Source organism: Pseudomonas sp. TE24901, from assembly GCF_054058375.1.
Genome location: NZ_JBSSAF010000011.1, coordinates 155,095 through 174,934, shown reverse-complemented (window position 1 = coordinate 174,934; position 19,840 = coordinate 155,095). Strand labels below are relative to the sequence as shown.

Annotated in this window: 21 protein-coding genes; 9 read left to right on the top strand and 12 right to left on the bottom strand. The window is 62.9% G+C overall.

Annotated features, from left to right (window positions below; all coding sequences use genetic code 11):
* Positions 1-41 precede the first annotated feature (41 nt).
* Together ACVWVP_RS22300 and ACVWVP_RS22295 are read left to right on the top strand one after the other, a co-directional pair.
* Positions 42-392: a DUF6124 family protein gene (locus ACVWVP_RS22300; protein WP_457408060.1), complete on the top strand. Its 351-nt coding sequence runs from the start codon at positions 42-44 to the stop codon at positions 390-392.
* Positions 393-858: 466 nt separating this feature from the next.
* Positions 859-2,010 (top strand): M14 family metallopeptidase, encoded by a 1,152-nt coding sequence (locus ACVWVP_RS22295; protein WP_457408058.1) that lies wholly within the window; start codon positions 859-861, stop codon positions 2,008-2,010.
* A 92-nt stretch (positions 2,011-2,102) separates the two neighbouring features.
* Here ACVWVP_RS22295 and ACVWVP_RS22290 read toward each other — a convergent pair whose 3' ends face one another.
* Positions 2,103-2,642, bottom strand: coding sequence for a cytochrome b (locus ACVWVP_RS22290; RefSeq protein WP_178918850.1), 540 nt, complete (start codon positions 2,640-2,642; stop codon positions 2,103-2,105).
* Entirely contained in the window at positions 2,639-3,721 is a 1,083-nt protein-coding gene (locus tag ACVWVP_RS22285; protein WP_457408056.1) for a catalase family peroxidase, read from the bottom strand. The genes ACVWVP_RS22290 and ACVWVP_RS22285 overlap by 4 nt, the downstream gene beginning before the upstream one ends.
* A 168-nt stretch (positions 3,722-3,889) precedes the next feature.
* Between ACVWVP_RS22285 and ACVWVP_RS22280 the strand changes: the two genes are divergently transcribed.
* Complete coding sequence (locus ACVWVP_RS22280; protein ID WP_178918848.1) at positions 3,890-4,396, top strand: sigma-70 family RNA polymerase sigma factor; 507 nt, start codon at positions 3,890-3,892, stop codon at positions 4,394-4,396.
* On the top strand, positions 4,393-5,142 hold the full coding sequence (locus tag ACVWVP_RS22275; RefSeq protein WP_259175302.1) for an anti-sigma factor family protein: 750 nt from the start codon (positions 4,393-4,395) through the stop codon (positions 5,140-5,142). Before ACVWVP_RS22280 ends, ACVWVP_RS22275 begins: the two co-directional genes overlap by 4 nt.
* On the opposite strand, the gene ACVWVP_RS22270 is transcribed toward ACVWVP_RS22275, so the two are convergent.
* From ACVWVP_RS22270 to ACVWVP_RS22240, 7 genes are all read right to left on the bottom strand, one after another.
* Positions 5,139-6,125, bottom strand: coding sequence for a Csu type fimbrial protein (locus tag ACVWVP_RS22270; RefSeq protein ID WP_457408052.1), 987 nt, complete (start codon positions 6,123-6,125; stop codon positions 5,139-5,141). The two genes, ACVWVP_RS22275 and ACVWVP_RS22270, sit on opposite strands and share 4 nt — an antisense overlap.
* 23 nt (positions 6,126-6,148) lie before the next feature.
* Positions 6,149-8,485 carry a fimbria/pilus outer membrane usher protein gene (locus ACVWVP_RS22265; protein ID WP_457408050.1) on the bottom strand — a complete coding sequence of 779 codons (2,337 nt, stop codon included), beginning with the start codon at positions 8,483-8,485 and terminating at the stop codon, positions 6,149-6,151.
* Positions 8,486-8,584: 99 nt separating this feature from the next.
* The gene (locus ACVWVP_RS22260; protein ID WP_178918844.1) at positions 8,585-9,379 is read right to left on the bottom strand and encodes a fimbrial biogenesis chaperone; all 795 of its coding nucleotides are present in this window, start codon (positions 9,377-9,379) and stop codon (positions 8,585-8,587) included.
* Between the two features lie 25 nt (positions 9,380-9,404).
* Positions 9,405-9,905, bottom strand: coding sequence for a Csu type fimbrial protein (locus tag ACVWVP_RS22255; protein WP_178918843.1), 501 nt, complete (start codon positions 9,903-9,905; stop codon positions 9,405-9,407).
* 4 nt (positions 9,906-9,909) lie between these two features.
* Complete coding sequence (locus ACVWVP_RS22250; protein WP_178918842.1) at positions 9,910-10,452, bottom strand: Csu type fimbrial protein; 543 nt, start codon at positions 10,450-10,452, stop codon at positions 9,910-9,912.
* A gap of 18 nt (positions 10,453-10,470) precedes the next feature.
* On the bottom strand, positions 10,471-11,013 hold the full coding sequence (locus tag ACVWVP_RS22245; RefSeq protein WP_259175307.1) for a Csu type fimbrial protein: 543 nt from the start codon (positions 11,011-11,013) through the stop codon (positions 10,471-10,473).
* On the bottom strand, positions 11,007-11,510 hold the full coding sequence (locus ACVWVP_RS22240; protein ID WP_457408142.1) for a Csu type fimbrial protein: 504 nt from the start codon (positions 11,508-11,510) through the stop codon (positions 11,007-11,009). Before ACVWVP_RS22240 ends, ACVWVP_RS22245 begins: the two co-directional genes overlap by 7 nt.
* Positions 11,511-11,725: 215 nt before the next feature.
* Here ACVWVP_RS22240 and zapE point away from each other — a divergent pair, with 215 nt between their 5' ends.
* Both zapE and ACVWVP_RS22230 read left to right on the top strand, forming a co-directional pair.
* Positions 11,726-12,820: a cell division protein ZapE gene (zapE, locus tag ACVWVP_RS22235; protein WP_457408046.1), complete on the top strand. Its 1,095-nt coding sequence runs from the start codon at positions 11,726-11,728 to the stop codon at positions 12,818-12,820.
* A gap of 39 nt (positions 12,821-12,859) precedes the next feature.
* On the top strand, positions 12,860-14,164 hold the full coding sequence (locus ACVWVP_RS22230; protein ID WP_457408044.1) for a protein kinase: 1,305 nt from the start codon (positions 12,860-12,862) through the stop codon (positions 14,162-14,164).
* Positions 14,165-14,284: 120 nt separating this feature from the next.
* On the opposite strand, the gene ACVWVP_RS22225 is transcribed toward ACVWVP_RS22230, so the two are convergent.
* Together ACVWVP_RS22225 and ACVWVP_RS22220 are read right to left on the bottom strand one after the other, a co-directional pair.
* Positions 14,285-14,992, bottom strand: coding sequence for a YebC/PmpR family DNA-binding transcriptional regulator (locus ACVWVP_RS22225; protein WP_016974084.1), 708 nt, complete (start codon positions 14,990-14,992; stop codon positions 14,285-14,287).
* A 98-nt stretch (positions 14,993-15,090) separates the two neighbouring features.
* Positions 15,091-15,948, bottom strand: a complete 858-nt coding sequence (locus tag ACVWVP_RS22220; RefSeq protein ID WP_178918838.1) for a LysR substrate-binding domain-containing protein — start codon at positions 15,946-15,948, stop codon at positions 15,091-15,093.
* A 112-nt stretch (positions 15,949-16,060) separates the two neighbouring features.
* Between ACVWVP_RS22220 and ACVWVP_RS22215 the strand changes: the two genes are divergently transcribed.
* The 3 genes from ACVWVP_RS22215 (at position 16,061) to ACVWVP_RS22205 (ending at position 18,911) form a co-directional block, all read left to right on the top strand.
* Positions 16,061-17,170, top strand: coding sequence for a 2-aminoethylphosphonate--pyruvate transaminase (locus tag ACVWVP_RS22215; protein WP_457408042.1), 1,110 nt, complete (start codon positions 16,061-16,063; stop codon positions 17,168-17,170).
* 87 nt (positions 17,171-17,257) lie between these two features.
* Positions 17,258-18,085: a phosphonoacetaldehyde hydrolase gene (gene phnX, locus ACVWVP_RS22210; protein ID WP_259175312.1), complete on the top strand. Its 828-nt coding sequence runs from the start codon at positions 17,258-17,260 to the stop codon at positions 18,083-18,085.
* A gap of 232 nt (positions 18,086-18,317) precedes the next feature.
* Positions 18,318-18,911 carry a cytochrome b gene (locus ACVWVP_RS22205; RefSeq protein WP_259175314.1) on the top strand — a complete coding sequence of 198 codons (594 nt, stop codon included), beginning with the start codon at positions 18,318-18,320 and terminating at the stop codon, positions 18,909-18,911.
* Between the two features lie 44 nt (positions 18,912-18,955).
* Here ACVWVP_RS22205 and ACVWVP_RS22200 read toward each other — a convergent pair whose 3' ends face one another.
* Positions 18,956-19,840, bottom strand: a complete 885-nt coding sequence (locus ACVWVP_RS22200) for a 1-aminocyclopropane-1-carboxylate deaminase/D-cysteine desulfhydrase (protein ID WP_259175315.1) — start codon at positions 19,838-19,840, stop codon at positions 18,956-18,958.

Genomic DNA, 19,840 nt, shown 5'->3' with positions numbered 1-19,840 from the left:
GGTCATATGGTTTTCGACACCCCACCGGAGTACCGATCCTTATGACGACAAGCCCGTACCTATTGCCTGAAACCGCTGGAAACGATGAGTTGCACGACATGCGCAACAGCGGTGCCGCCCAACGCGCACTGAACTATTACCTGAAAGAAGACATGTCGGCGCCCATACCAGACGACACCTTGTTTGCCATCAAGCCCGGCATCAGTCAGGAGGAAGCCTTGGTGCATGCCTCCGACCTGCTGCGCAGTGCAGCGGCCACGGCCTATGAGTCCGCGAGCAACCATCACGGCAATCAACGCGACCTGGCATTTTCAGTGGTGTATTTGATCGATATGGCGAAGGCGATGGTGGAGCGGTCGTTGCAGGCGCAGCAGGCACCGGCAAACGTGTAACGGGCGCGAAAGAAAAATATTTCTATCCCACGGATAAAAACATTTGACTTGCAAATGATAATGATTATTATTGGACGCAGCTGATCGCGAGATCAGTCGATAGACCAAGGGACCTTAGGTCGGACTCTTGGAATATCTCCTCATCAGGCTAATCACGGTTTTTGACCCGGCTCTTTGGCCGGGTCTTTTTTTTGCCAGTTTCCCTGGCGTGGCTTCAGGCTAATGAAGACTGTGTGTTGCTTGATGGCGCGCATGGTAGCAAAAGACCATCGCCAAAAGAAAGCCGAACGAGCGCTCTAGCCCGGATCTTTAAGAAATAGCGCTTGAGAATCAATCTCATAGATTCTAAGCTGCTGTCGCGTCAAGGACGACGCCCCCCTCCCCCGTGCAACAATTTTGCATCAAGATTTCGCCTGACTCCTGTGTAAGATATCTGCCACAACACAGCTACCCAGGCGAACCGACCATGACCGTGGCCTTGACCTCCATCAAGATCAGCACCGACTTTGACAGCGGCAACATCCAGGTCCTGGATGCCAGCGACGCCTATCAATTGCTGCTGGCGATCAAACCTGACACCCGCAGCCCGCATTTCCAATGGTTCCACTTCAAGGCCGAAGGCATGCACGTGGGCCACACCCACACCTTCCGCTTGAGCAATGCGGGCCAGTCTTCCTATAAGCACGCGTGGAGTGGCTACAACGCAGTGGCGTCCTACGACCACATCAATTGGTTCCGTGTGCCCACGCGCTTTGATGGCGAGACCCTGCACATCAGCCTGGAAACCCGTGAAAAGCGTGCCTGGTTCGCCTACTTCGAGCCCTACAGCCGCGAGCGTCATGACTGGCTGATCGAGCAGGCCCTGAACCGTGCCGGCACCCAGTTGCTGGCCACCGGCAAAAGTGCCGAAGGCCGTGACATCCCACTGCTGCGCCGAGGCAAAGGCGGCGAAGGCCGCCGTAACGTGTGGATCATCGCCCAGCAACACCCCGGCGAGCACATGGCCGAGTGGTTCATGGAAGGCATCATCGAGCGCCTGCAACAGGACGGTGACGCCGAGCTGAAAAAACTCCTGTCCGTGGCCGACCTGTACCTGATTCCCAACATGAACCCGGACGGCGCCTTCCACGGCCACTTGCGCACCAACGCCATGGGCCAGGACCTCAACCGCGCCTGGCAGAGCGCCAGCCAGGCAATCAGCCCGGAAGTGCTGTTCGCCCAGGAGCAAATGGACAAGTACGGCGTGGACCTTTTCCTCGATATCCACGGTGACGAAGAAATCCCCTACGTCTTCACCGCAGGCTGCGAAGGCAACCCCGGCTACACCCCGCGCATCGAGGCGCTGGAAAAACACTTTCGCAGCCACTTGAGCGCCCTCACCCGCGACTTCCAGACCACCCACGGCTACACCCGCGACCTGCCGGGTGAAGCCAACATGACCCTGGCCTGCAACGCCGTTGGCGAGAAGTACGACTGCTTGTCCCTGACCCTGGAAATGCCCTTCAAGGACAACGACGACGCTCCCAACCCGAAAACCGGCTGGTCCGGTGAACGATCCAAGCAGTTGGGCAAGGACGTATTGAGCACCGTCGCCGACATCGTGACCACCCTGCGCTAACCCCTTGTAGGAGCCGGCTTGCCGGCGATGCGGTCCTTGATAACGGCAGAAATTTCAAGGACGCCATCGCCGGCAAGCCGGCGCCTACACGGTCAGCGTTTGCTGCCGGTCATGCTTTGCAACACACCGTCGCGTCGAATCAGCCCGTGGAACAACGCCGCCGCCAGGTGCAACAACACCGTCAGGAACAACAGGTAGGCGAGAAAGCCATGAGCCTTGCGCAACACCGCAAACAACGGCGCATTGGCCCCCACCAACGCAGGCAATTGCACCGAACTGCTGAGCATCACTGGGTCGCCCGCCGCCGAGATCATCGCCCAGCCCAGCACCGGCAACACCAGCATCAACGCATACAGCACTAAGTGGGACGCCTTGGCTGCCAGCACTTGCCACAGGGGCAAGTCCGTCGGCAACGGCGGCTGACGCGTCGAAAAGCGCACCACCAACCGCACGATCACCAGAGCCAGGATCGCGATCCCCAGCGGTTTGTGCAGGTGGATCAGCCACTCATGGCGCTCCGACACCGATGCCACCATGCCCGCGCCGATAAACAACATCGCGATGATCATCAACGCCATCAGCCAATGCAGCAGGCGCGCCAGAGGGGCGAAAAACCGCGGTTGACCATTCATGGTTTCGACTCCTGAGGGGCACTGTGCAAGGGGCTGACTTCACCGGCGCGGCGCACGTACGAGCTGGCATACGCCGCCGAGCGTGCGGCCAGCAGCGGGTCGTTGGAGGCTTCGATGCCACTGGGCAAAACCAGTGGATCAAAGTTGATATCACGGCAATCGCCGTCCGCTTGGGGTTGGCTGCTCTGCAGTACCAGGGTGCCGGCGTTCAACACCTTGTGTTCGCCGCTCCAGGCTTTGCTGGCATCGTCCAGTGGGTCGCCAGGGTTGGCCAGCGTCATGTTCAACTGCCAGCGCAACGGCCCCGAGGCCAGGCGCTGCACCAGGTCTTTTTCCAGGAAGTCGCTGCCCGCCGGTGCTACATCACCCGGCGCGTCCAGGCTCTGGGGCACGACGCCCCAACGTACCGCCTGGCGCTTGCCATCGGCGCCCACCAGGAAAAACGCGTTGATCCCGTTATAGGTTTCCGTTGCATAGCTGGCGGACGGCTTGGCCGTCTTGACCCACGCCAAAAACGGCGCGGTCTCAGGGTGCGCGGCAAAGAACGCCGGCATGTTCGCCGGGTTCGGCTTGCCGGTGGCCGGGTCGGGCGCGCCCGCTTGCAGCATCTGGTAGAACGTCTGCGGCGTGCCCACCGGGAACACCGGCATGCTGTTCATCCCGGTCCGCCACTGCTGGCCGTTGGCCTGGCTGAATTGCAACGCAAAGCTGCGGATCGGCACGCTGCTGTCCGGTGCATAAGGGTTACCGCTGGGCAAGGCAAACCGACCGATCACCGGGGTCTTGGCCTCGCTGAACACCTGGGCGCTGGAGTACGCACGCGCCTCTGGGCTGCTCTCGAAGTAACCTGCCACACACACACCCTTGGCATGGTTGCGCCGGAAGCCCGGGTGGATACCGTTATTGGTTTCCAGGGCATTGACCAGGGTCTTGGGCCGCAGGCGCTGTGGGTCAAGTGTGCCGTTGACGTAGGCAAATGCCCCGGCAACAACCGCAACCACGGCGCCGATACCGATGAGCCGTGCGATCAGGCTCGCCGTGCTCAACGGAGGACGAGGCGGTGATGAGTGATCTACCATGAAGAAACTCCAGGGCCAAAGGCCTTAGGGGTGGAACATAAGGTCGGAGCATTAAGACGAACGCCGATCTGCTCTATTCCCTGGCCCCGGATTTATTTTTAGGAGCGGGGAATAACCTTCAACGCCGGACGTCTCTCCAGTCCCAGCGTAGTGATCAGCCAGCCGACCATGCATGAACTCGACGAACAGTTACGTGAACTCATCCCCAGGTTGCGGCGTTTTGCCGTGTCCCTGACCCGTAACACCAGCAGCGCTGACGACCTGGTGCAATCGACCCTGGAACGGGCGATCATCCGCTGGGCCGACAAACGCCTCGAAGGCGACCTGCGCGCCTGGCTGTTCTCGATCCTCTACCGCCAGTTCCTTGATGCGCACCGTCGCAGCCGGCGCTATGCGCGCATGCTCGAATTCTTCACCGGCCGCGATGACGCGCAACCGTCGGTCGAACGCACGGTGATGGCCCAATCGACCCTGCAAGCCTTCGACCAGCTCAACACCGAACAGCGCGCCTTGCTGCTGTGGGTGTCGGTCGAAGGCTTGAGCTACAAGGAGGTGGCCGAGATCCTCGACGTGCCCATCGGTACCGTGATGTCGCGCCTGTCCCGGGCGCGCCAAGCCTTGCGTCAACTCAGTGATGGCGAAATAGCCAGCCCTTCCCTGCGGATACTCAAATGATCAGCCTGCCCCCCAGCGAACGCGATTTGCATGCCTACGTCGACCACCAACTGCTGGAGAGTGATCGCCGTGTGCTCGAAACCTACCTGGCCGCCCACCCCGACGTCGCCGCCCAGGTCCAGGCCTGGCAACAGGATGCGCAATTGTTGCGCGCGTCATTGAGCGGTGCCTTGCAGCAACCGGCCAACCCTGAGCTGGACCCTGCGCTGATTCGCCAGCGTATCCGGCACCAGTCCCGCCGCCACCTGGCAACGGCCGCCGTGTTGCTGATCGCCGTCAGCCTCGGCGGCATTGGCGGCTGGCATGCCCGCGAGGTCACTCAACCGCCGATGCTGCCAATGGCCGATGCGATGCAGGCATTTCGCCTGTTTGCTCAGGACGGCATCCTGCCCGCCGACTACAACACCCAGGGCAGCGGCAACATGCAGGCCTGGCTCGACCGTTACTTCAACCAGGCCCACCGCCTTCCCGACCTCAGCGCCTCCGGTTTCACGCCGGTCAGCGGGCGCCTGCTGACCACCGAATCCGGGGCGGCGGCGATGGTGATGTATGAAAACCGTGAAGGCCACAAGATCAGTTTCTACATCCGCCCACCAGGTCCGGAAAATAACTTCCTGCCCCGGGGCAGCCGCAGCGCCGACGGGTTGCAGGCCGAATACTGGTCCGGCGCCGGCTACAACTACGCGATGGTCAGCCCCAATGACGAGCCGACCGCGCGGCTGATCAAGCAGACGATCAAATTCTAGAACCCCACGTCGAGCACCACGTTGTCGAGGTAGGTACCGCCCGGCGGCGTGGCCTGGTCGGTGTAGATCTTGGCGTTGTAGTTGAACACCTGGCTACCGGTGCCCAGGCCGTTGCCCGGGTTGACCTCGGCGGTGGAGCTGTCTCGCCGTGCAGCGCCGACACTGCCCCAGCGCGTGGTGCCGGCGCTCTTGAAGATGTCGTAAGCCAGGTAGTTGCTGCCCGAAATCATCCGCCGGCGCCCGCCCACGCTGACCGCGTTCTGGCCATCGCTCAAACCTACACTGTAGGCACTGCCCTTGGTGCAGGAGATGCTGATGGTCTGGCCAGTGACCGGGGTAAAGGCGCTGATCACCGGTGCGCTGCCAAAGCTGATGTTGGGCGCGGTGATCTGGCAGTCGTTGGTGACGGTCATGCTCACCGTCAGCGTGCGGGTCTGGGGCGTAAGATTTCTGTCACGCAGCACACACAAGGACCCTACCCCCAGGCCGATGCAGTAATCCCAGCTCCAGGCCAGGTTCAGCACTTCGGTGTAGACCCCCGCCGCCACGTTGCTGCCCGTGATGCTGGCGAAGTACAGCGGCATGGTCTTGTTGCCCGGCCCGCTCAACAGCCCGGCAGCGTTAGCCAGGCCATTGGGGCCGAAGTCGAACTGGCTGTTACGATTGATCGGAAAGTTGGTGGTGTTGTTGCCGTAGACCGTATAGCCGATCACATCACCGGTGGGGCCGACCAGGCCGCCCGTCAGCGAGCTGATGGTCAGGTAGAAGTGATCGCTGGTGCCCAACGCGATCAGCGACGCCCCGCAGCTCAAGCCGGCGTTCTGGGTCGAACTGCCTTGCGAGGCCGTGCGCACGTTGATCGAACTGACCGAGCCAAAGCTGGCCGGTGTCGTCGCCACCACCGAACACAGTGCCATCGCCTGCCCCGACACCCCAAGGCTGGTGCTCGCCAACACGCTGTAAAGCCATCCCTTGCCCCTCACTCGCTCGCTCCTTGTTCAGTCGCTCATTGGCACACCAACGGCCCGATCAGGGGCACGTCCGGTTGTTGCACGTCCATCTCGAAGGTCGCCTGGCAGGTACGCCCGCCCACCATCGTGACCTGCAATGTGTTGTGGGTCGCCAGGTTTTCCAGGTAGACCAGACCCTCCCAGCCCACCACCGCCTGGGTGTTGCTTTGCTCGTGCACCACCAGGCTGCCCAAGGGCAATTCCTGGTGCTGGCCGTCCACCAGGGTGATGCTCGCGGCGATCACCCGACGCAGCGGAAACTCCAGCAGGTAACCGCTGCCCCGGCGCACCGACACCCGCTGTTCCACGTTCGGGCTCTGGATATTCGGTGGCAGGTTGAGCGGGTCAATCTCATATTTGGCACGGTAGTAAGCGCTGCTCCAGGGCACCAGCAGGTGCCCGTTACGGTCGGTCTGGCCCACCAACTGATTCTCGTAGCGCACCGGAATCCCGGCGAAACCCTGGGTGCTCACCACCACAAAGGCATCGTTGATGCGGTTGGCGGCGAAGGTATCGCCGCCCATCCACACCAACGAACCGCTGGCATCCGCCCAGCGCGTCTCGGCATCACTGCTGCCGTATACACCGGCCTGCAACTGCACCGACTGCAAGCGCCAGGTCAGGTCGGCCTGGCGATAGGTCGGCCCGTCGCCCTGGGCGTAGCCGAGGTTGTAACCCACCCCGCCTTCGCTGGGCACCGAGCTGCTGTAGTTGATGCGCTGGCGACTGGCACCGTCCTTGCTGCGTTCGCTGCTCAGGGCCAGGCTGCCATTGAGGTCGAACGGGATCACCAGTTGTGCCTGCACGGCCCAGTTGCTGTCGCCGACCTCACGGTTGGCCGACAGGTAAAAACTGGTATTGCGCCACAGCGGCTTGCTCCAGCTCAGGTTGAGCAGACGCGTGCGCGAATCGTCCGCGGCCTGCACGTCGAAATAGCCCACGCCCAGGCTACCGAAACGCTCCAGATTGAGGCTGAGCGTAACCTGTTCGCTGCGCTTGCTGAGGCTCGCGTAAGGGGTGTCCACCAAGGTCAGGTCAGCGTATTCGTTGTGCCGCTCCACGCGCTGGTACGACAGGCTGTAGCGCGTGCTGTTGTACTGATAACCCAGGCTCAGTTGCTGGCCATTGCGACCGTCGAACTGGCTCTGACTGAGGGCTGTATTGAGGATGCCGAAGTTGCCCAGACGCAGATTGCCGCCCAGGCCACCGAGGGTCAGGTCACTTGACGCTTCGGCGTGGCTTTCCAGGGTCAGGTTGTCGGAGTAGCCATAGCGAAAGGTGCCACTGGCCACGCCCGGCCCATAGGCGAAATCCCGTACGGTGTAATCGCGGCGCAAGGTCCCGGCCGCCACAGAGAAATCCGTCAGCCCCTTTTGCAGCAAAGTGCTGGTGACATAGAACGGCACCGTGGTCGACACCTGGCGCCCCAAGGCGTCCGTAGTGACCACCACCGCCTCGCCGGCACCGTTGATAAAAGGCACGTTAGTGAGGGTGTACGGCCCCGGCTGCAACAAGGCGCTCTCGGATTTGTAGCCATTGATAAACAGGTCCACCGACGAGGGCACCGCCGCCTCGCCGGCAAACTGCGGCAACGGATACGTCACCAGGTCCGGTCGCACTGCGAAATCCCGCGAGAACTGCACCCCACCCAGACGTACCGAACTGCTCCAGGGCAGCGACCCGCTGATCACGTCGCCAGCCTCGTAAGTGAGCATCCGTTCGTCATCGGAGAAACGCCACGTCGTGTCATAACGGCGATAGCCGTTGTCGAGGGTGCTGTTGCTCACATTGCCCGACAGGGTCTGACGGTATTGCCCGGTGTTGGACAACGTGCCCCACGTGTCGAACAGCCGTACTTCGTTCCAGCCGGCCAGGTAGCTGCCACCTTCTTCGGTGTCGTTGAAGTACAGGTCATAGTTGAGCAAGGCACCGAAGCTGCTCATGGCCTGAGTGCGCGGATAGGTGTTGCGGTTGCCGATGAACTGTTCCTGCAACCACGACGGCGGCACATCCAGCAACAGGCGCTGGCCGTTGCTGTCGTAGTCACTGTGCAGGCCGGGCAGCTTGTCCAGGGCGATGCTGCCGGTGGGATCACTGGGCAGTTTCATGCCGACGTCCTGCAGCGCGCTGGCGGGCACATACAGCTCGCCCGCCCGTTGATCGACCGCGATGACGCGGCCGGTGTCCATCTGGTTGACCACCAGTTCCAGAAACAGCTGTGCATCGGCGACAGCCTCCATACTGCTCGGGGGCGGCGGCAGGTCGCCAGCCACCCCCGGAAGCGCCAACATCGCGCCCCACAGCCCGCTCACCACTGCCACCGACGGCCACATACAACGAGCCCGACCACGACTCACACATGGCGTTGTGTCCTTCAATGGACATCTCCATCCTGTTGAACCCGGGTTTACCCCGTCCCGCTGCCTACTCCGTTATCGCGCCGGCGCCAGGGCCTCCACCTGTGCCGCGCCATTGATCCGCACCTGCAACGGCTGGTCGGCTGACACCGCCTCCGGCACCGGCCAGCGCATCGTCGCGCCCGGCAGCACATAGCCCAGCAGGCCGTCCGCCACAGGTCGTGTCTGACCGCCTTGTTTGAACGACGCGTCGGTGAGTCGCGCATGCACGGCGCCCTGGTTGCGAACTTCGATGTAACTGCGCCCGGCAACCGAGACCTTGCGCCAGCTCAGATCCGGTTTGCCGGCGCCCTTGGGATCGCGCTGGCGCGTGGCGTCTTCCTTGCTCCACAGACCCGCGCCATACGCAAACAACGGCACCGAGTAGCGCATCTGGAAGCGAATCGCCGCCGCCGTGTTCTTGCCTTCCGGTGGGGTCGGCACCTGCAAGGGCGAAGGGATTTCATCGATGATGATGCGGTAGGCCAGCTCTTGCCCGGGTGGCACTTCACGGGTGCGCGTCAGGCGCACCAGCTGTTTCTGCCCCGGCTCGATCTTCGCTACCGGCGGGCTGCCTATTACGTCGCGCTGGTTCTGGTATTGCTCGTCGAAGCCGTTCTGGCTCCAGGCGAATACACGAATCTGCAAGTTGGCCGTCTCGGTGCCACGGTTTTCCAGCCACAACGCACTGGCCTGCTGGTCGGCCTCCAGCACCGGGTCGATCGGCCAGATCAGCACCGAACTGGCCGCCTGCACCGCCACCACATTGCTCAATGCCCCCGCCAACACAGCAAAACCCGCGGCCCACAACCGCCGGGAAGGTGAACACATAAAACCACTCCTCATACCCATAGCCCTACCACGACAATTGCACCTGCAACGTGTCGCTGTACGTCCCCCCAGGCTGGTTGCCCGGTAACTGCACCCGCCCGTAGATCGGCAGGCTGATGTTGTTTGCATCGCTGTAGGTCACGTTGACGCTCTGACTGATCCCCAGGCTTTGACTGAACGCTGCATCCTGAAACAACTGATACGCCACCCGTGCAGTGCCGGTATTGAGCTGCAAATTGCGCCCGGTGTTGCTGTGCAGGCCGCCGTTGACGCTCATGCTCAGCGTCACCCCCGGCGTGCATTGCAGGGTCACACCACCGATCAGGGCGGCGCTCACCGTACTGGTGGACAGCGCCGAATAACTGCCATAGGTCAGCGCCCCATAGTTGGAGCCGCCCCCCACCACCAGGCAGCCGGGGGTGACAGTGGCGCTCACCTGGAAGCTCTGGCTGGTCACCGCCGACAACGGCAGTGGCACCACCAGCCCGCACACCAGCAACGCCCTCACCCACCCTGACCGGGTCATGACGCTAGAACGTCAGTTCCACGGCCACGGTGTCGGTGTAGGTGCCCGCCGGCAGCCCCGCCTTGCCCACCGCACGACCGTAGAGATTCACGGTTTGCGCCACGCCGGTGCTGGTGGCGAGGGCGATCACGCCATCGATGGCCAGCAGCGAGGAATGCCCGCTGTCGGTGTAGAAGTCATAGGGCACAAAGTTGCCGAGACCATCGGCCAGTGCCCGAGTACCGCCGGCGGAGGCATTGTCATGGGCCCCCGCACGCACTTTGATGGTCGGCGCAGTCCCCGCCGAGCACAGCACCGACAACGCTCCGCCCGTACCGGTACCGCCCAGCAACTGGGCGTCGGCATTGGTGAACAGGCTGTTGGTTGTACCGAAGTTGAGGCTACCGAAGTTCAACCCGCTGGCCGCGCCAGAACCGTTGACCTGGCAACTGGCGATCAGCGTCAGGCTGGAGGTGATCTGGCCGGTCACGGTGGTGGCCGCATTGAGGCTGGAGGCCATTGCCAGGCCCAGCGCACAAACGCCTAAACGCGATACGAGTACATGCATGATATCCATCCTCATGGTTTACCAATCCAGAGTCACCGTCAGGGTGTCTGTGTAGATGCCGGCCGGTAAGGCCCTGGTATTCGCCACCACCGAGCCGAATACCGGAATGGGTATCTGCGCGCCCCGGGTCACGACGAAATTTCGCTGCTGGCCGATGTTGTAGGTGCTGTGTCCCAACGGATCGGCCGAAAGTCGATACGGTATGGTCTGGGTGCCGTTGCTCAGACGCCGCGTGGTGCCGTCACCGTGGGCGCCGCCGTCGATGGTCACGGTAAAGCTGCTGACCACCGAAGGGTTGCATGACACTGACAGCGGCGCCTTGTCGCCGTCGGTGACGCCCGCCGCCAAGGTGTTGTTCCAGGTCGGCCCCTGGCTGCCGAAGTCCAGGAGCGCTGTGCCACCTGTAGGACTCACCGGCGCACTTTCAACGCTGCTGACCTGGCAACTGGCGGTGATCACCAGGCGCGCATGAATCTGCCCGCTGGCGACCGCCGCCCAGGCGTCATCGGCGAGCAGTAACAAGCCGCCGAACGCCGCCAGGGCCAGGCTGCGACTCACCATGTGACGGTCACCTTGAGCAGGTCGCTGTAGCGACCAACGGCGGGAATTTCCTTGAGCGGCTCGATGCGCCCGTACAGCGGCAGGTCAACGCTCCCGGTGTCTGGCACACGACCGCTGAGCGGCTCATTCACCGGCAGCGGAATGCGCCGCGCGGCGTCAGCGTAAAGACGGTAGGGAATGGGTTTGCTGGACGATGGCGTTGCGGCGGCGAGGTAGCGCACTTCGCCCGTGCCGCCATGCAGGCCGCCGTCGACGCGGACTTGGTAAGGGGTATCGGGGTTGCATTCCAGGCGCGGTTGCCGCTGGCTGATCAGGGCCGCACTCAGGGGGCCGGCCGGGTCATCCAGACGCGGGCCGCTGCCAAAATCCAGTACGCCAAGTTGCTCGATGCCAGCGCTGCGGGTGGTGCCCACCAACTGGCAACCCCGCTGCACGTCGATCCGCACCTCCACCTGGAGCTGCGCACCTGAAGCCGTGCTGCAGAGCATCGCGCCCATGACTGCCAATACCGCTCGTCCCTTCACTGCCCCAATTCCTTATACAGGGGTGACTGCTGTGTATGAGGTTAGCCATTCAGAGGGAAACTGCCAGTCTCGGCGGATTCAGCGTTGCGCCATGCCTTTTCGAGATAGGTGGTGGCACCCTTCTCTATTGGTCAAATCGTGACGGGCGCCCTAAAGTGGGTGACCATCGAAAGACAGAGTGATGTGTATTGGCCGTGCTTTCCCTTATCCGGCGCCTGCTCGGCAAACCCGCCGAAGCCCTGGCTGCGTCGCCGATCCCGGCGTTTTTCCAGGCCAAGGCCGCACAACAGGGCTATACCCTCAGCGCGGGCCAGACCCAGGCGATTGCCGCCCTGGCCCGCGAAACCGGGCACCTGCTCGCGGGCCAGCCCACCCGCAGCCTGTACCTGCACGGCCCGGTGGGGCGTGGCAAAAGCTGGCTGCTGGACGGTTTTTTCCAGGCCCTGCCGATTGCCGAAAAACAACGCGTACACTTCCACGCGTTCTTCGCCCAATTGCACCGGGGCATGTTCAAGCATCAGGCCGATGACGATGCCCTGGGTGTCACCCTGGATGAGCTACTGGCGGGCTGTCGCGTACTGTGCTTTGACGAGTTTCATGTCCACGACATCGGCGACGCCATGCTCATCAGCCGCTTGTTCAAGGCGCTGTTCCAGCGCCGCGTGCTGGTGCTGGTGACCTCCAACTACGCGCCCGAAGGGTTGTTGCCCAACCCGCTGTATCACCAGCGGTTCAAGCCGGTGATCGACCTGATCGCCGCGCGCATGGAGGTGTTGGAGGTCAGCTCGCCGCAAGACTTTCGCAGCCTGCCCCAGGCCCACGCGCAGCAGCGCTTCACCGGCGGCCAGTACGTGTGGCCCGGCAGCCTGGCGCAGCGCGAAGCCCTTGGCTTGCCCGCCGACGATTGCCCGCCGCAACCGTTGCCCGTCGGCACCCGCCAGTTGACCTGCCGCAGCCGCCAGGGGCGAACCATCGCCTTTACCTTCAACGACCTGTGCGAACAGCTCACCGCCGTGATGGATTACCTACTGCTGTGCCAGGACTTCGACCACTGGATCATCGACGGGCTGCCGCACCTGGCCGACAGCCCGATTGCTGTGCAGCAGCGTTTCATCAACCTGGTGGACGTGCTCTACGATCAGGACAAGCGCCTCACCCTGATCGGTCGGCAGCCCTTGGCACAGTCGCTGGAGGGCCAGGCCATCGACCTGGCCCGCACCGCCAGCCGCCTGGGCCAATTGCAATCGGTGAGCCCGCAACACTCGCCCGACCCGGTATCATGAGCGCCATTTACGCACCCTTGCCGAGTGATCGCGCCGTTCATGAATACCCTCGCCCAACTCAAGGCCGGCCAGCTGGCCGGCATCAAACGCCTGGACCTGTCCTGCGGGCTGACTGAATTCCCGCCGGAAATCTTCGAACTGGCCGACTCGCTGGAAATCCTCAACCTCACGGGCAACGCCCTGAGCCGCCTGCCCGACGACCTGCACCGCCTCACGCACCTGCGCGTGCTGTTCTGCTCGGAGAACGCCTTTACCGAACTGCCGGAATGCCTGGGCCAGTGCGCCAACTTGAGCATGATCGGCTTCAAGGCTAACCAGATCAGCCTCGTGCCCGCCGCTGCGTTGCCGCCGTTGTTGCGCTGGCTGATCCTCACCGATAACCACATCAGCGAACTGCCGGACGAACTGGGCGAGCGGCCCTTGCTGCAAAAACTGATGCTGGCCGGCAACCGGCTCACGGCGCTGCCCCGGAGCCTGGTCAACTGCAAGAACCTGGAACTGCTGCGCATCGCCTCCAACCGCTTTCCCCAGTTGCCACAGTGGCTGTTGACCCTGCCAAGCCTGACCTGGCTGGCCTACGCGGGCAATCCGGTGGAGATGGCGGTGGACGTGTCGGCCGATGACGCGACGCCGGATATTGCCTGGTCGGACCTGGAACTGGCCGAGGTGCTGGGCGAAGGCGCTTCGGGCATTATCCGCAAGGCGCTATGGAAGCCCGCCGCCAAGCCGGTCGCGGTCAAGCTGTACAAAGGCACGATCACCAGCGATGGCTCGCCGTTGCACGAAATGCAGGCCTGCATCGCGGCCGGGCTGCACCCGAACCTGATCAAGGTCGAAGGCCGCGTGGTCGGCCATCCGGAGGGCCAGGCTGCACTGGTCATGGACCTGATCGACCCAAGCTACCGCAACCTCGCGGCCCTGCCGAGCCTGGCGTCGTGCACCCGCGACATTTATGAGCCGGGTACTCGCTTTAGTCTCGAAGTAGCGCTGCGCATGGCGCGGGGGATTGCTTCGGTGGCGGCCCACTTGCACCGGCATGGCATCACCCACGGCGATCTCTACGGCCACAACATCCTGTGGAATGAAGCCGGCGATTGCCTGCTGGGGGATTTTGGCGCGGCGTCGTTCCATGCCACGGCGGATACCGAGGAAACCCGCGCATTGCAGCGGATCGAGGTCAGGGCATTCGGGGTGTTGCTGGGGGAATTGTTGGAGCGGGTCGAGACGGGGTCGGTCGATCAAGCGCTGATCACGTTGCAGGAACGTTGCTGCCAGCCGGATGTGCTCGCACGACCAGCCTTCAGCGAAATCGAAACCACCCTTGTCTCTATACAACACCCCTAAACCAATGTGGGAGCGGGCTTGCTCGCGAAAGCGGAGTGTCAGTCGCCCGCATGATTGACTGATACACCGCCTTCGCAAGCAAGCCCGCTCCCACATTTAGATCACATTCATAGCTACAGATCAGCCCGCCAGGCCGACAAACATGTCCTGCACGTCGTCATGGTTGTCCAGGCCTTCCAGGAAGGCTTCAACTTCAGCCATCTGCTCGTCGGTCAGGCCGCTCACCGGGTTCTTCGAGATATACCCCAGCTTGGCCGACAGCACGGTGAAGCCCTGTTCCGGCAGTGCTTTTTGCACGGCATCCAGGTCGGTGGTCTCGGTGATGAACAGGGTGGAACCCTCTTCTTCGCCGTCTTCGAAATCCTGGGCGCCGGCTTCAATGGCAGCCATTTCCGGGTCGGCGTCCGGGGTGTCCGGCGAGGCTTCGATCAGGCCAACATGGTTGAAGTCCCAGGCCACGGAGCCGGAAGCGCCGAGCTGGCCCTTGCGGAAGGCCACGCGGATTTCCGCCACGGTGCGGTTGATGTTGTCGGTCACGCACTCAACGATCAGCGGCACCTGGTGCGGCGCGAACCCTTCGTAGGTCACGCGGTGGTACTGCACGGTTTCACCCAGCAGGCCGGCGCCTTTCTTGATGGCGCGGTCCAGGGTTTCCTTGGGCATCGAAGCCTTTTTGGCCTGCTCCACTACCAGACGCAGGTGGGCGTTGGTGGCGGTGTCGGCGCCGTTGCGGGCGGCGATGGTGATTTCTTTCACCAGCTTGCCGAAGATCTTGCCCTTGGCATTGGCTGCCGCTTCTTTATGTTTGACTTTCCACTGTGCGCCCATGACTCACTCTCTTCTATCCATCGCGCCCAAACGTCTACTGGCCGGCGCTTTGGGGGCAGAGTTTATAGCGCAAAAACCCATCGTTCCACCAAAAACCGTCAGGGCGCCAGCTCGAAAAAGGCTTGGATCAATCGCAGCGATCGGCGCCGCTCCATGCAGCCAAGCATGTGCCGGTTCACCAGCCCCTCGCCCTGCAGCGCAACCGCACGCACCCTCGGGTCCTGGCTGACTTCCATCGACGACACCACCCCCACCCCCAGCTCGGCGGCGACGGCCTCGGTCACCGCTTCACGGCTGTCCAGCTCCAGCAGCACCTTGGGCTGCACCGCAGCTGCCAGGCAGGCGTTGTCGAAGGTGCGCCGAGTGATGGAACTGGGCTCACGCAGCACCATGATCACCTCGTTCAGTTGCTCCAGGCGAATGCCCGCCTTCTCGGCCGTCCACGGGTGCCCGGCCGGCACCAGGGCGCAAATCCGCGACTCGCTCAACGGCTGCAGGTGCAAGCCAGTGCGCGGTTCCACTTCGGTGAGCACGGCCACATCAGCATGCTCGGACAACAGCGCCGCCAGGGTTTCCTGGGCGTTGCCCAGGCGCAGGTTGACGGTGATGCCGGGGTAGCGCGCACGCAGGCTGGCGATCATCGGCATCACCAGGTGCGGACCATCGGCTGCCACTTCCAGGCGTCCGGTGAGCAGTTGTCGATTGGCCTCCAGCAGCGCCTGCGCCTCGTCCACCAACCCAAAGATCGCCCGGGTGATAGCCGCCAGGCGCGTGCCCTCCTCGGTCAACTCCACGCGACGGGCAGTACGGCGCAACAGCGGGATCTGGTAGTACTCCTCCAGGGCCTTGATATGCCCGGTCACCGCCGGCTGGCTGATAAACAGCCGCGCCGCCGCACGGGTAAAGCTGCCCTCGCGGGCCACGGCATCGAATGCACGCAATTGGAACAGGTTCATAGCTATCGGCCTCACTGATAGCTCGCATAACAACAAACAATTTGATTGATAACAAGCCAAACTGCAATTTAGGCGCCGTAGATTCAACCCCGATGCTTTGCGAGGACTTGAGATGACCACTGCCGCGCCGATCCTGCTGACTCCCGGCCCCCTGACCACCTCCCACCGCACCCGTCAGGCGATGATGATGGACTGGGGTTCGTGGGATGAGCGCTTCAATCAGCTCACCGCCAGCGTCTGCGAGCAATTGCTGGCAATCATCGACGGTGCGGCCAGCCACCACTGCGTGCCGTTGCAAGGCAGCGGCACCTTCGCCGTCGAAGCCGCCATCGGCACCCTCGTACCACGCAATGGCAAAGTGCTGGTGCTGGTCAATGGCGCGTACGGCAAGCGCCTGGCGAAGATCTGCGAAGTGTTAGGCCGCGACTTCAGCACCTTTGAAACCGCCGAAGACGAACCCACCTGCGCCGCCGACGTCGAGCGCCTGTTGCTCGCCGACCCCAGCATCACCCACGTCGCGTTGATCCACTGCGAAACCAGCACGGGTATCCTCAACCCACTGCCGGACATCGCCCAGGTCGTGAAACAGCACGGCAAGCGCTTGATCATCGACGCCATGAGTTCCTTCGGCGCACTCACCATCGACGCCCGCCACGTGCCGTTCGACGCCTTGATCGCCGCCTCGGGCAAGTGCCTGGAAGGTGTGCCGGGCATGGGTTTTGTCTTCGCCGACAAGCAGGCACTGGCCGCCGCCGAAGGCAATTGCCACTCCCTGGCGATGGACCTGTTCGACCAGCACGCCTACATGGCCAAGACCGGCCAATGGCGATTCACCCCGCCGACCCATGTGGTGGCGGCGCTGCACGAAGCGTTGTTGCAATACCACGAAGAAGGCGGCCTGCCCGCGCGGCACCAACGTTACGCGGGCAACTGCCAGGCATTGCTGGACGGCATGACCGCACTGGGTTTGCGCAGCTTCCTGCCGGCCGCGATCCAGGCGCCGATCATCGTCACCTTCCACGCCCCCAAAGACCCGCGTTATCAGTTCAAGGACTTCTACGAACGGGTCAAGGCCAAGGGTTTCATCCTTTACCCGGGCAAGTTGACCCAGGTTGAGACCTTCCGCGTGGGCTGCATCGGGCATGTGGATGCAGCCGGGATGCGGGCTGCCGTGACGGCGATCGCCGAAGTGCTGCAGGAAATGGAAATACTCGACATCTGACCCCCTCACCGGCGATGGCGTCCTCACGATCGCTATCGCCGGCAAGCCGGCTCCTACAGTTCCCAATTTGACCCACAGGATTTGTGTATGAACTATCAGAACCCCAACACCCTCCAGGCCGTCATTCTTGACTGGGCCGGCACCGTGGTCGACTTCGGCTCGTTCGCGCCCACCCAGATCTTTGTCGAGGCGTTTGCCGAGTTCGACGTGCAGGTCTCCATCGAAGAAGCCCGTGGCCCGATGGGCATGGGCAAGTGGGACCACATCCGCACGCTCTGCGACCAACCCCAGGTTGCCGAGCGCTATCGCAAGGCGTTTGGCCGCACGCCGACCGACGATGATGTGACCGCCATCTACCAGCGCTTCATGCCGCTGCAGATCGAGAAAATTGCCGAGCACTCGGCGCTGATCCCCGGCGCCCTGGACACCATTGCGCGCCTGCGGGTGCAAGGCATCAAGGTGGGTAGCTGCTCCGGCTACCCCAAGCAAGTCATGGATAAAGTCGTCGCCCTGGCCGCCACCAACGGCTATATCGCCGACCATGTGGTGGCTACCGACGAGGTGCCCAACGGCCGCCCGTGGCCGGCCCAGGCACTGGCCAACGTGATTGCCCTGGGCATTGACGATGTGGCGGCGTGCGTCAAGGTTGACGATACCGTGCCAGGCATACTCGAAGGCCGCCGCGCTGGCATGTGGACCGTGGCCCTGACCTGCTCCGGCAATGCCCTGGGCCTGACCTACGAGCAGTTCCGCGCGCTGGATGCCGCCACCCTGACCAGCGAGCGCAAGCGCATCGAGGCGATCTTCGAGGGCTCGCGCCCGCACTACCTGATCGACACCCTCAACGACCTGCCGGCGGTCATCACCGATATCAACAAGCGCCTGGCCCGCGGTGAAATGCCGCAAAGCCACTGATAGAGGTCAACACAACGGCATTCACGCCAGGCAAACCACTCAAAACCGGCATACAGTTAAACCACTGCGTCATCCAAGAACGCAATGTTGTCCTGTGATGAAACTGTACCTGTGGCGAGGGAGCTTGCTCCCGCTGGGGCGCGAAGCGACCCTGGACAGGGGGCTGCTACGCAGCCCGACGGGAGCAAGCTCCCTCGCCACAGGTTTGCCCTGATGAGTGAGGAACCCAGCGATGCCGTGGAAAAACTCCGATACGCGCTACAGCACCATGTCGATCGCGTTGCACTGGTTGATGGTGGTGCTGCTGGCGGTGGTCTACGCCTGCATTGAGTTACGCGGCCAATTCCCCAAAGGCAGTGGCGGGCGAACGTTGATCGTTGAAATGCACTTCATGTTCGGCCTCACCGTGTTTGTGCTGGTGTGGCTGCGCCTGTTTGCCCGCAGCCTGGGAGTGGCGCCAAAGATCGTACCGGCACCGCCGGCATGGCAGAGCCTGCTGGCCACCCTGATGCACTTCGCGCTGTATGCCTTGATGATCGGCATGCCGATTGCCGGCTGGCTGATCGTCAGCGCCGAAGGGCATTCGGTGATGTTCTACGGCATGGAGTTGCCGCCGCTGATCGCCGAGAACAAAGCCCTGGCCAAGCAGATCGAAGGCTGGCATGTGCTGTTCGGCAAGATCGGCTACTGGCTGATTGGCCTGCATGCTCTGGCGGGTATCTTTCATCATTATGTGCTGCGCGATAACACTGCCTTGAGAATGATGCCAGGTGGGAGCGGGCTTGCTCGCGAAGGCAGCGGAACAGCCACCAAAACAGTTGACTGATAGACCGTATTCGCGAGCAAGCCCGCTCCCACAGGGGATCTGCGCTAGGCTGCAAAGCCGCGGCGGCCTTGCAGGCCTCCGGTGTGGACGAAAATCAGGCGGGTGCCGGGGCTGAAGCGTCCGGCTTCGATCTGTTGTTTCAACGCCAACAATGCCTTGCCGGTGTAGAGCGGCTCCAGCGGCAGGCCGCAGGCGCGTTCGGTGGTGTCGATGAAGTCGAGCAGCAGCGGATCGACCTTGGCAAAGCCCCCTCGGCTGGCGTCCAACAGCTCATAACCCCCCCGCACGATGGCGTCGACATTCTGGGCGACACCGTGATCATCAGGCACGGCCATGGCGCCGTACACCGGGTGCGCGCCGGCCTCCGCCAGTGCCAAGCCCGCCAAGGTGGTGCCGGTGCCCGCTGCCAGCCACCAGGCGTCGTAATCGTCCCAGCCGAGCGCCGCCAGTTGCCCGCGCACCTGCTCAACCAGCTCCGCACACCCCATTGCTCCCGCCCGCCCACCGCCCCCTTCGGGCACAGGATGAAAATCCGGGTACTGCTCTCGCCAAGGAGCCCAGAAACCCGGCGCATGGCGCGCGCGATAGCCGCCATAACCGAGCCAATGCAGTTGCATGCCAAAGGCTTTCAGATCGAGAACGGTGGGGGTGTCTTGCGGGTGGCCGCGCAGCAGGCCGACAGTGGGAAACCCAAAGCGTTTCCCCGCTGCCGCCACGGCGTGCAGATGATTGGAGTAAGCGCCGCCCAAGCTGATAAGGCCGCTGGCGGCTTGCGCCTGGGCCAGGTGCCCGGTGAGCTTGAACCACTTGTTGCCGCTGATCAGCGGATCGATGCGGTCCAGGCGCAGCACCGCCAACTCGACACCTCTGAGCCAGTCCAACTGCAAGGGCTCAAGCGGTGCCTGGGGAAGCCAATCGAACGGACCCAT

Bases quoted from the DNA above. Each gene is read 5' to 3' on its own strand.
- phnX (WP_259175312.1), top strand. From the start codon at position 17,258: ATGAACTATCAGAACCCCAACACCCTCCAGGCCGTCATTCTTGACTGG.
- ACVWVP_RS22245 (WP_259175307.1), bottom strand. From the start codon at position 11,013: ATGGTGAGTCGCAGCCTGGCCCTGGCGGCGTTCGGCGGCTTGTTACTG.
- ACVWVP_RS22215 (WP_457408042.1), top strand. From the start codon at position 16,061: ATGACCACTGCCGCGCCGATCCTGCTGACTCCCGGCCCCCTGACCACC.
- ACVWVP_RS22240 (WP_457408142.1), bottom strand. From the start codon at position 11,510: ATGGGCGCGATGCTCTGCAGCACGGCTTCAGGTGCGCAGCTCCAGGTG.
- ACVWVP_RS22230 (WP_457408044.1), top strand. From the start codon at position 12,860: ATGAATACCCTCGCCCAACTCAAGGCCGGCCAGCTGGCCGGCATCAAA.
- ACVWVP_RS22200 (WP_259175315.1), bottom strand. From the start codon at position 19,840: ATGGGTCCGTTCGATTGGCTTCCCCAGGCACCGCTTGAGCCCTTGCAG.
- ACVWVP_RS22295 (WP_457408058.1), top strand. From the start codon at position 859: ATGACCGTGGCCTTGACCTCCATCAAGATCAGCACCGACTTTGACAGC.
- ACVWVP_RS22250 (WP_178918842.1), bottom strand. From the start codon at position 10,452: ATGCATGTACTCGTATCGCGTTTAGGCGTTTGTGCGCTGGGCCTGGCA.
- ACVWVP_RS22285 (WP_457408056.1), bottom strand. From the start codon at position 3,721: ATGGTAGATCACTCATCACCGCCTCGTCCTCCGTTGAGCACGGCGAGC.
- ACVWVP_RS22220 (WP_178918838.1), bottom strand. From the start codon at position 15,948: ATGAACCTGTTCCAATTGCGTGCATTCGATGCCGTGGCCCGCGAGGGC.
- ACVWVP_RS22260 (WP_178918844.1), bottom strand. From the start codon at position 9,379: ATGTGTTCACCTTCCCGGCGGTTGTGGGCCGCGGGTTTTGCTGTGTTG.
- ACVWVP_RS22265 (WP_457408050.1), bottom strand. From the start codon at position 8,485: ATGTGGCCGTCGGTGGCAGTGGTGAGCGGGCTGTGGGGCGCGATGTTG.
- ACVWVP_RS22275 (WP_259175302.1), top strand. From the start codon at position 4,393: ATGATCAGCCTGCCCCCCAGCGAACGCGATTTGCATGCCTACGTCGAC.
- ACVWVP_RS22225 (WP_016974084.1), bottom strand. From the start codon at position 14,992: ATGGGCGCACAGTGGAAAGTCAAACATAAAGAAGCGGCAGCCAATGCC.
- ACVWVP_RS22290 (WP_178918850.1), bottom strand. From the start codon at position 2,642: ATGAATGGTCAACCGCGGTTTTTCGCCCCTCTGGCGCGCCTGCTGCAT.
- ACVWVP_RS22300 (WP_457408060.1), top strand. From the start codon at position 42: ATGACGACAAGCCCGTACCTATTGCCTGAAACCGCTGGAAACGATGAG.
- ACVWVP_RS22280 (WP_178918848.1), top strand. From the start codon at position 3,890: ATGCATGAACTCGACGAACAGTTACGTGAACTCATCCCCAGGTTGCGG.
- ACVWVP_RS22255 (WP_178918843.1), bottom strand. From the start codon at position 9,905: ATGACCCGGTCAGGGTGGGTGAGGGCGTTGCTGGTGTGCGGGCTGGTG.
- ACVWVP_RS22205 (WP_259175314.1), top strand. From the start codon at position 18,318: ATGCCGTGGAAAAACTCCGATACGCGCTACAGCACCATGTCGATCGCG.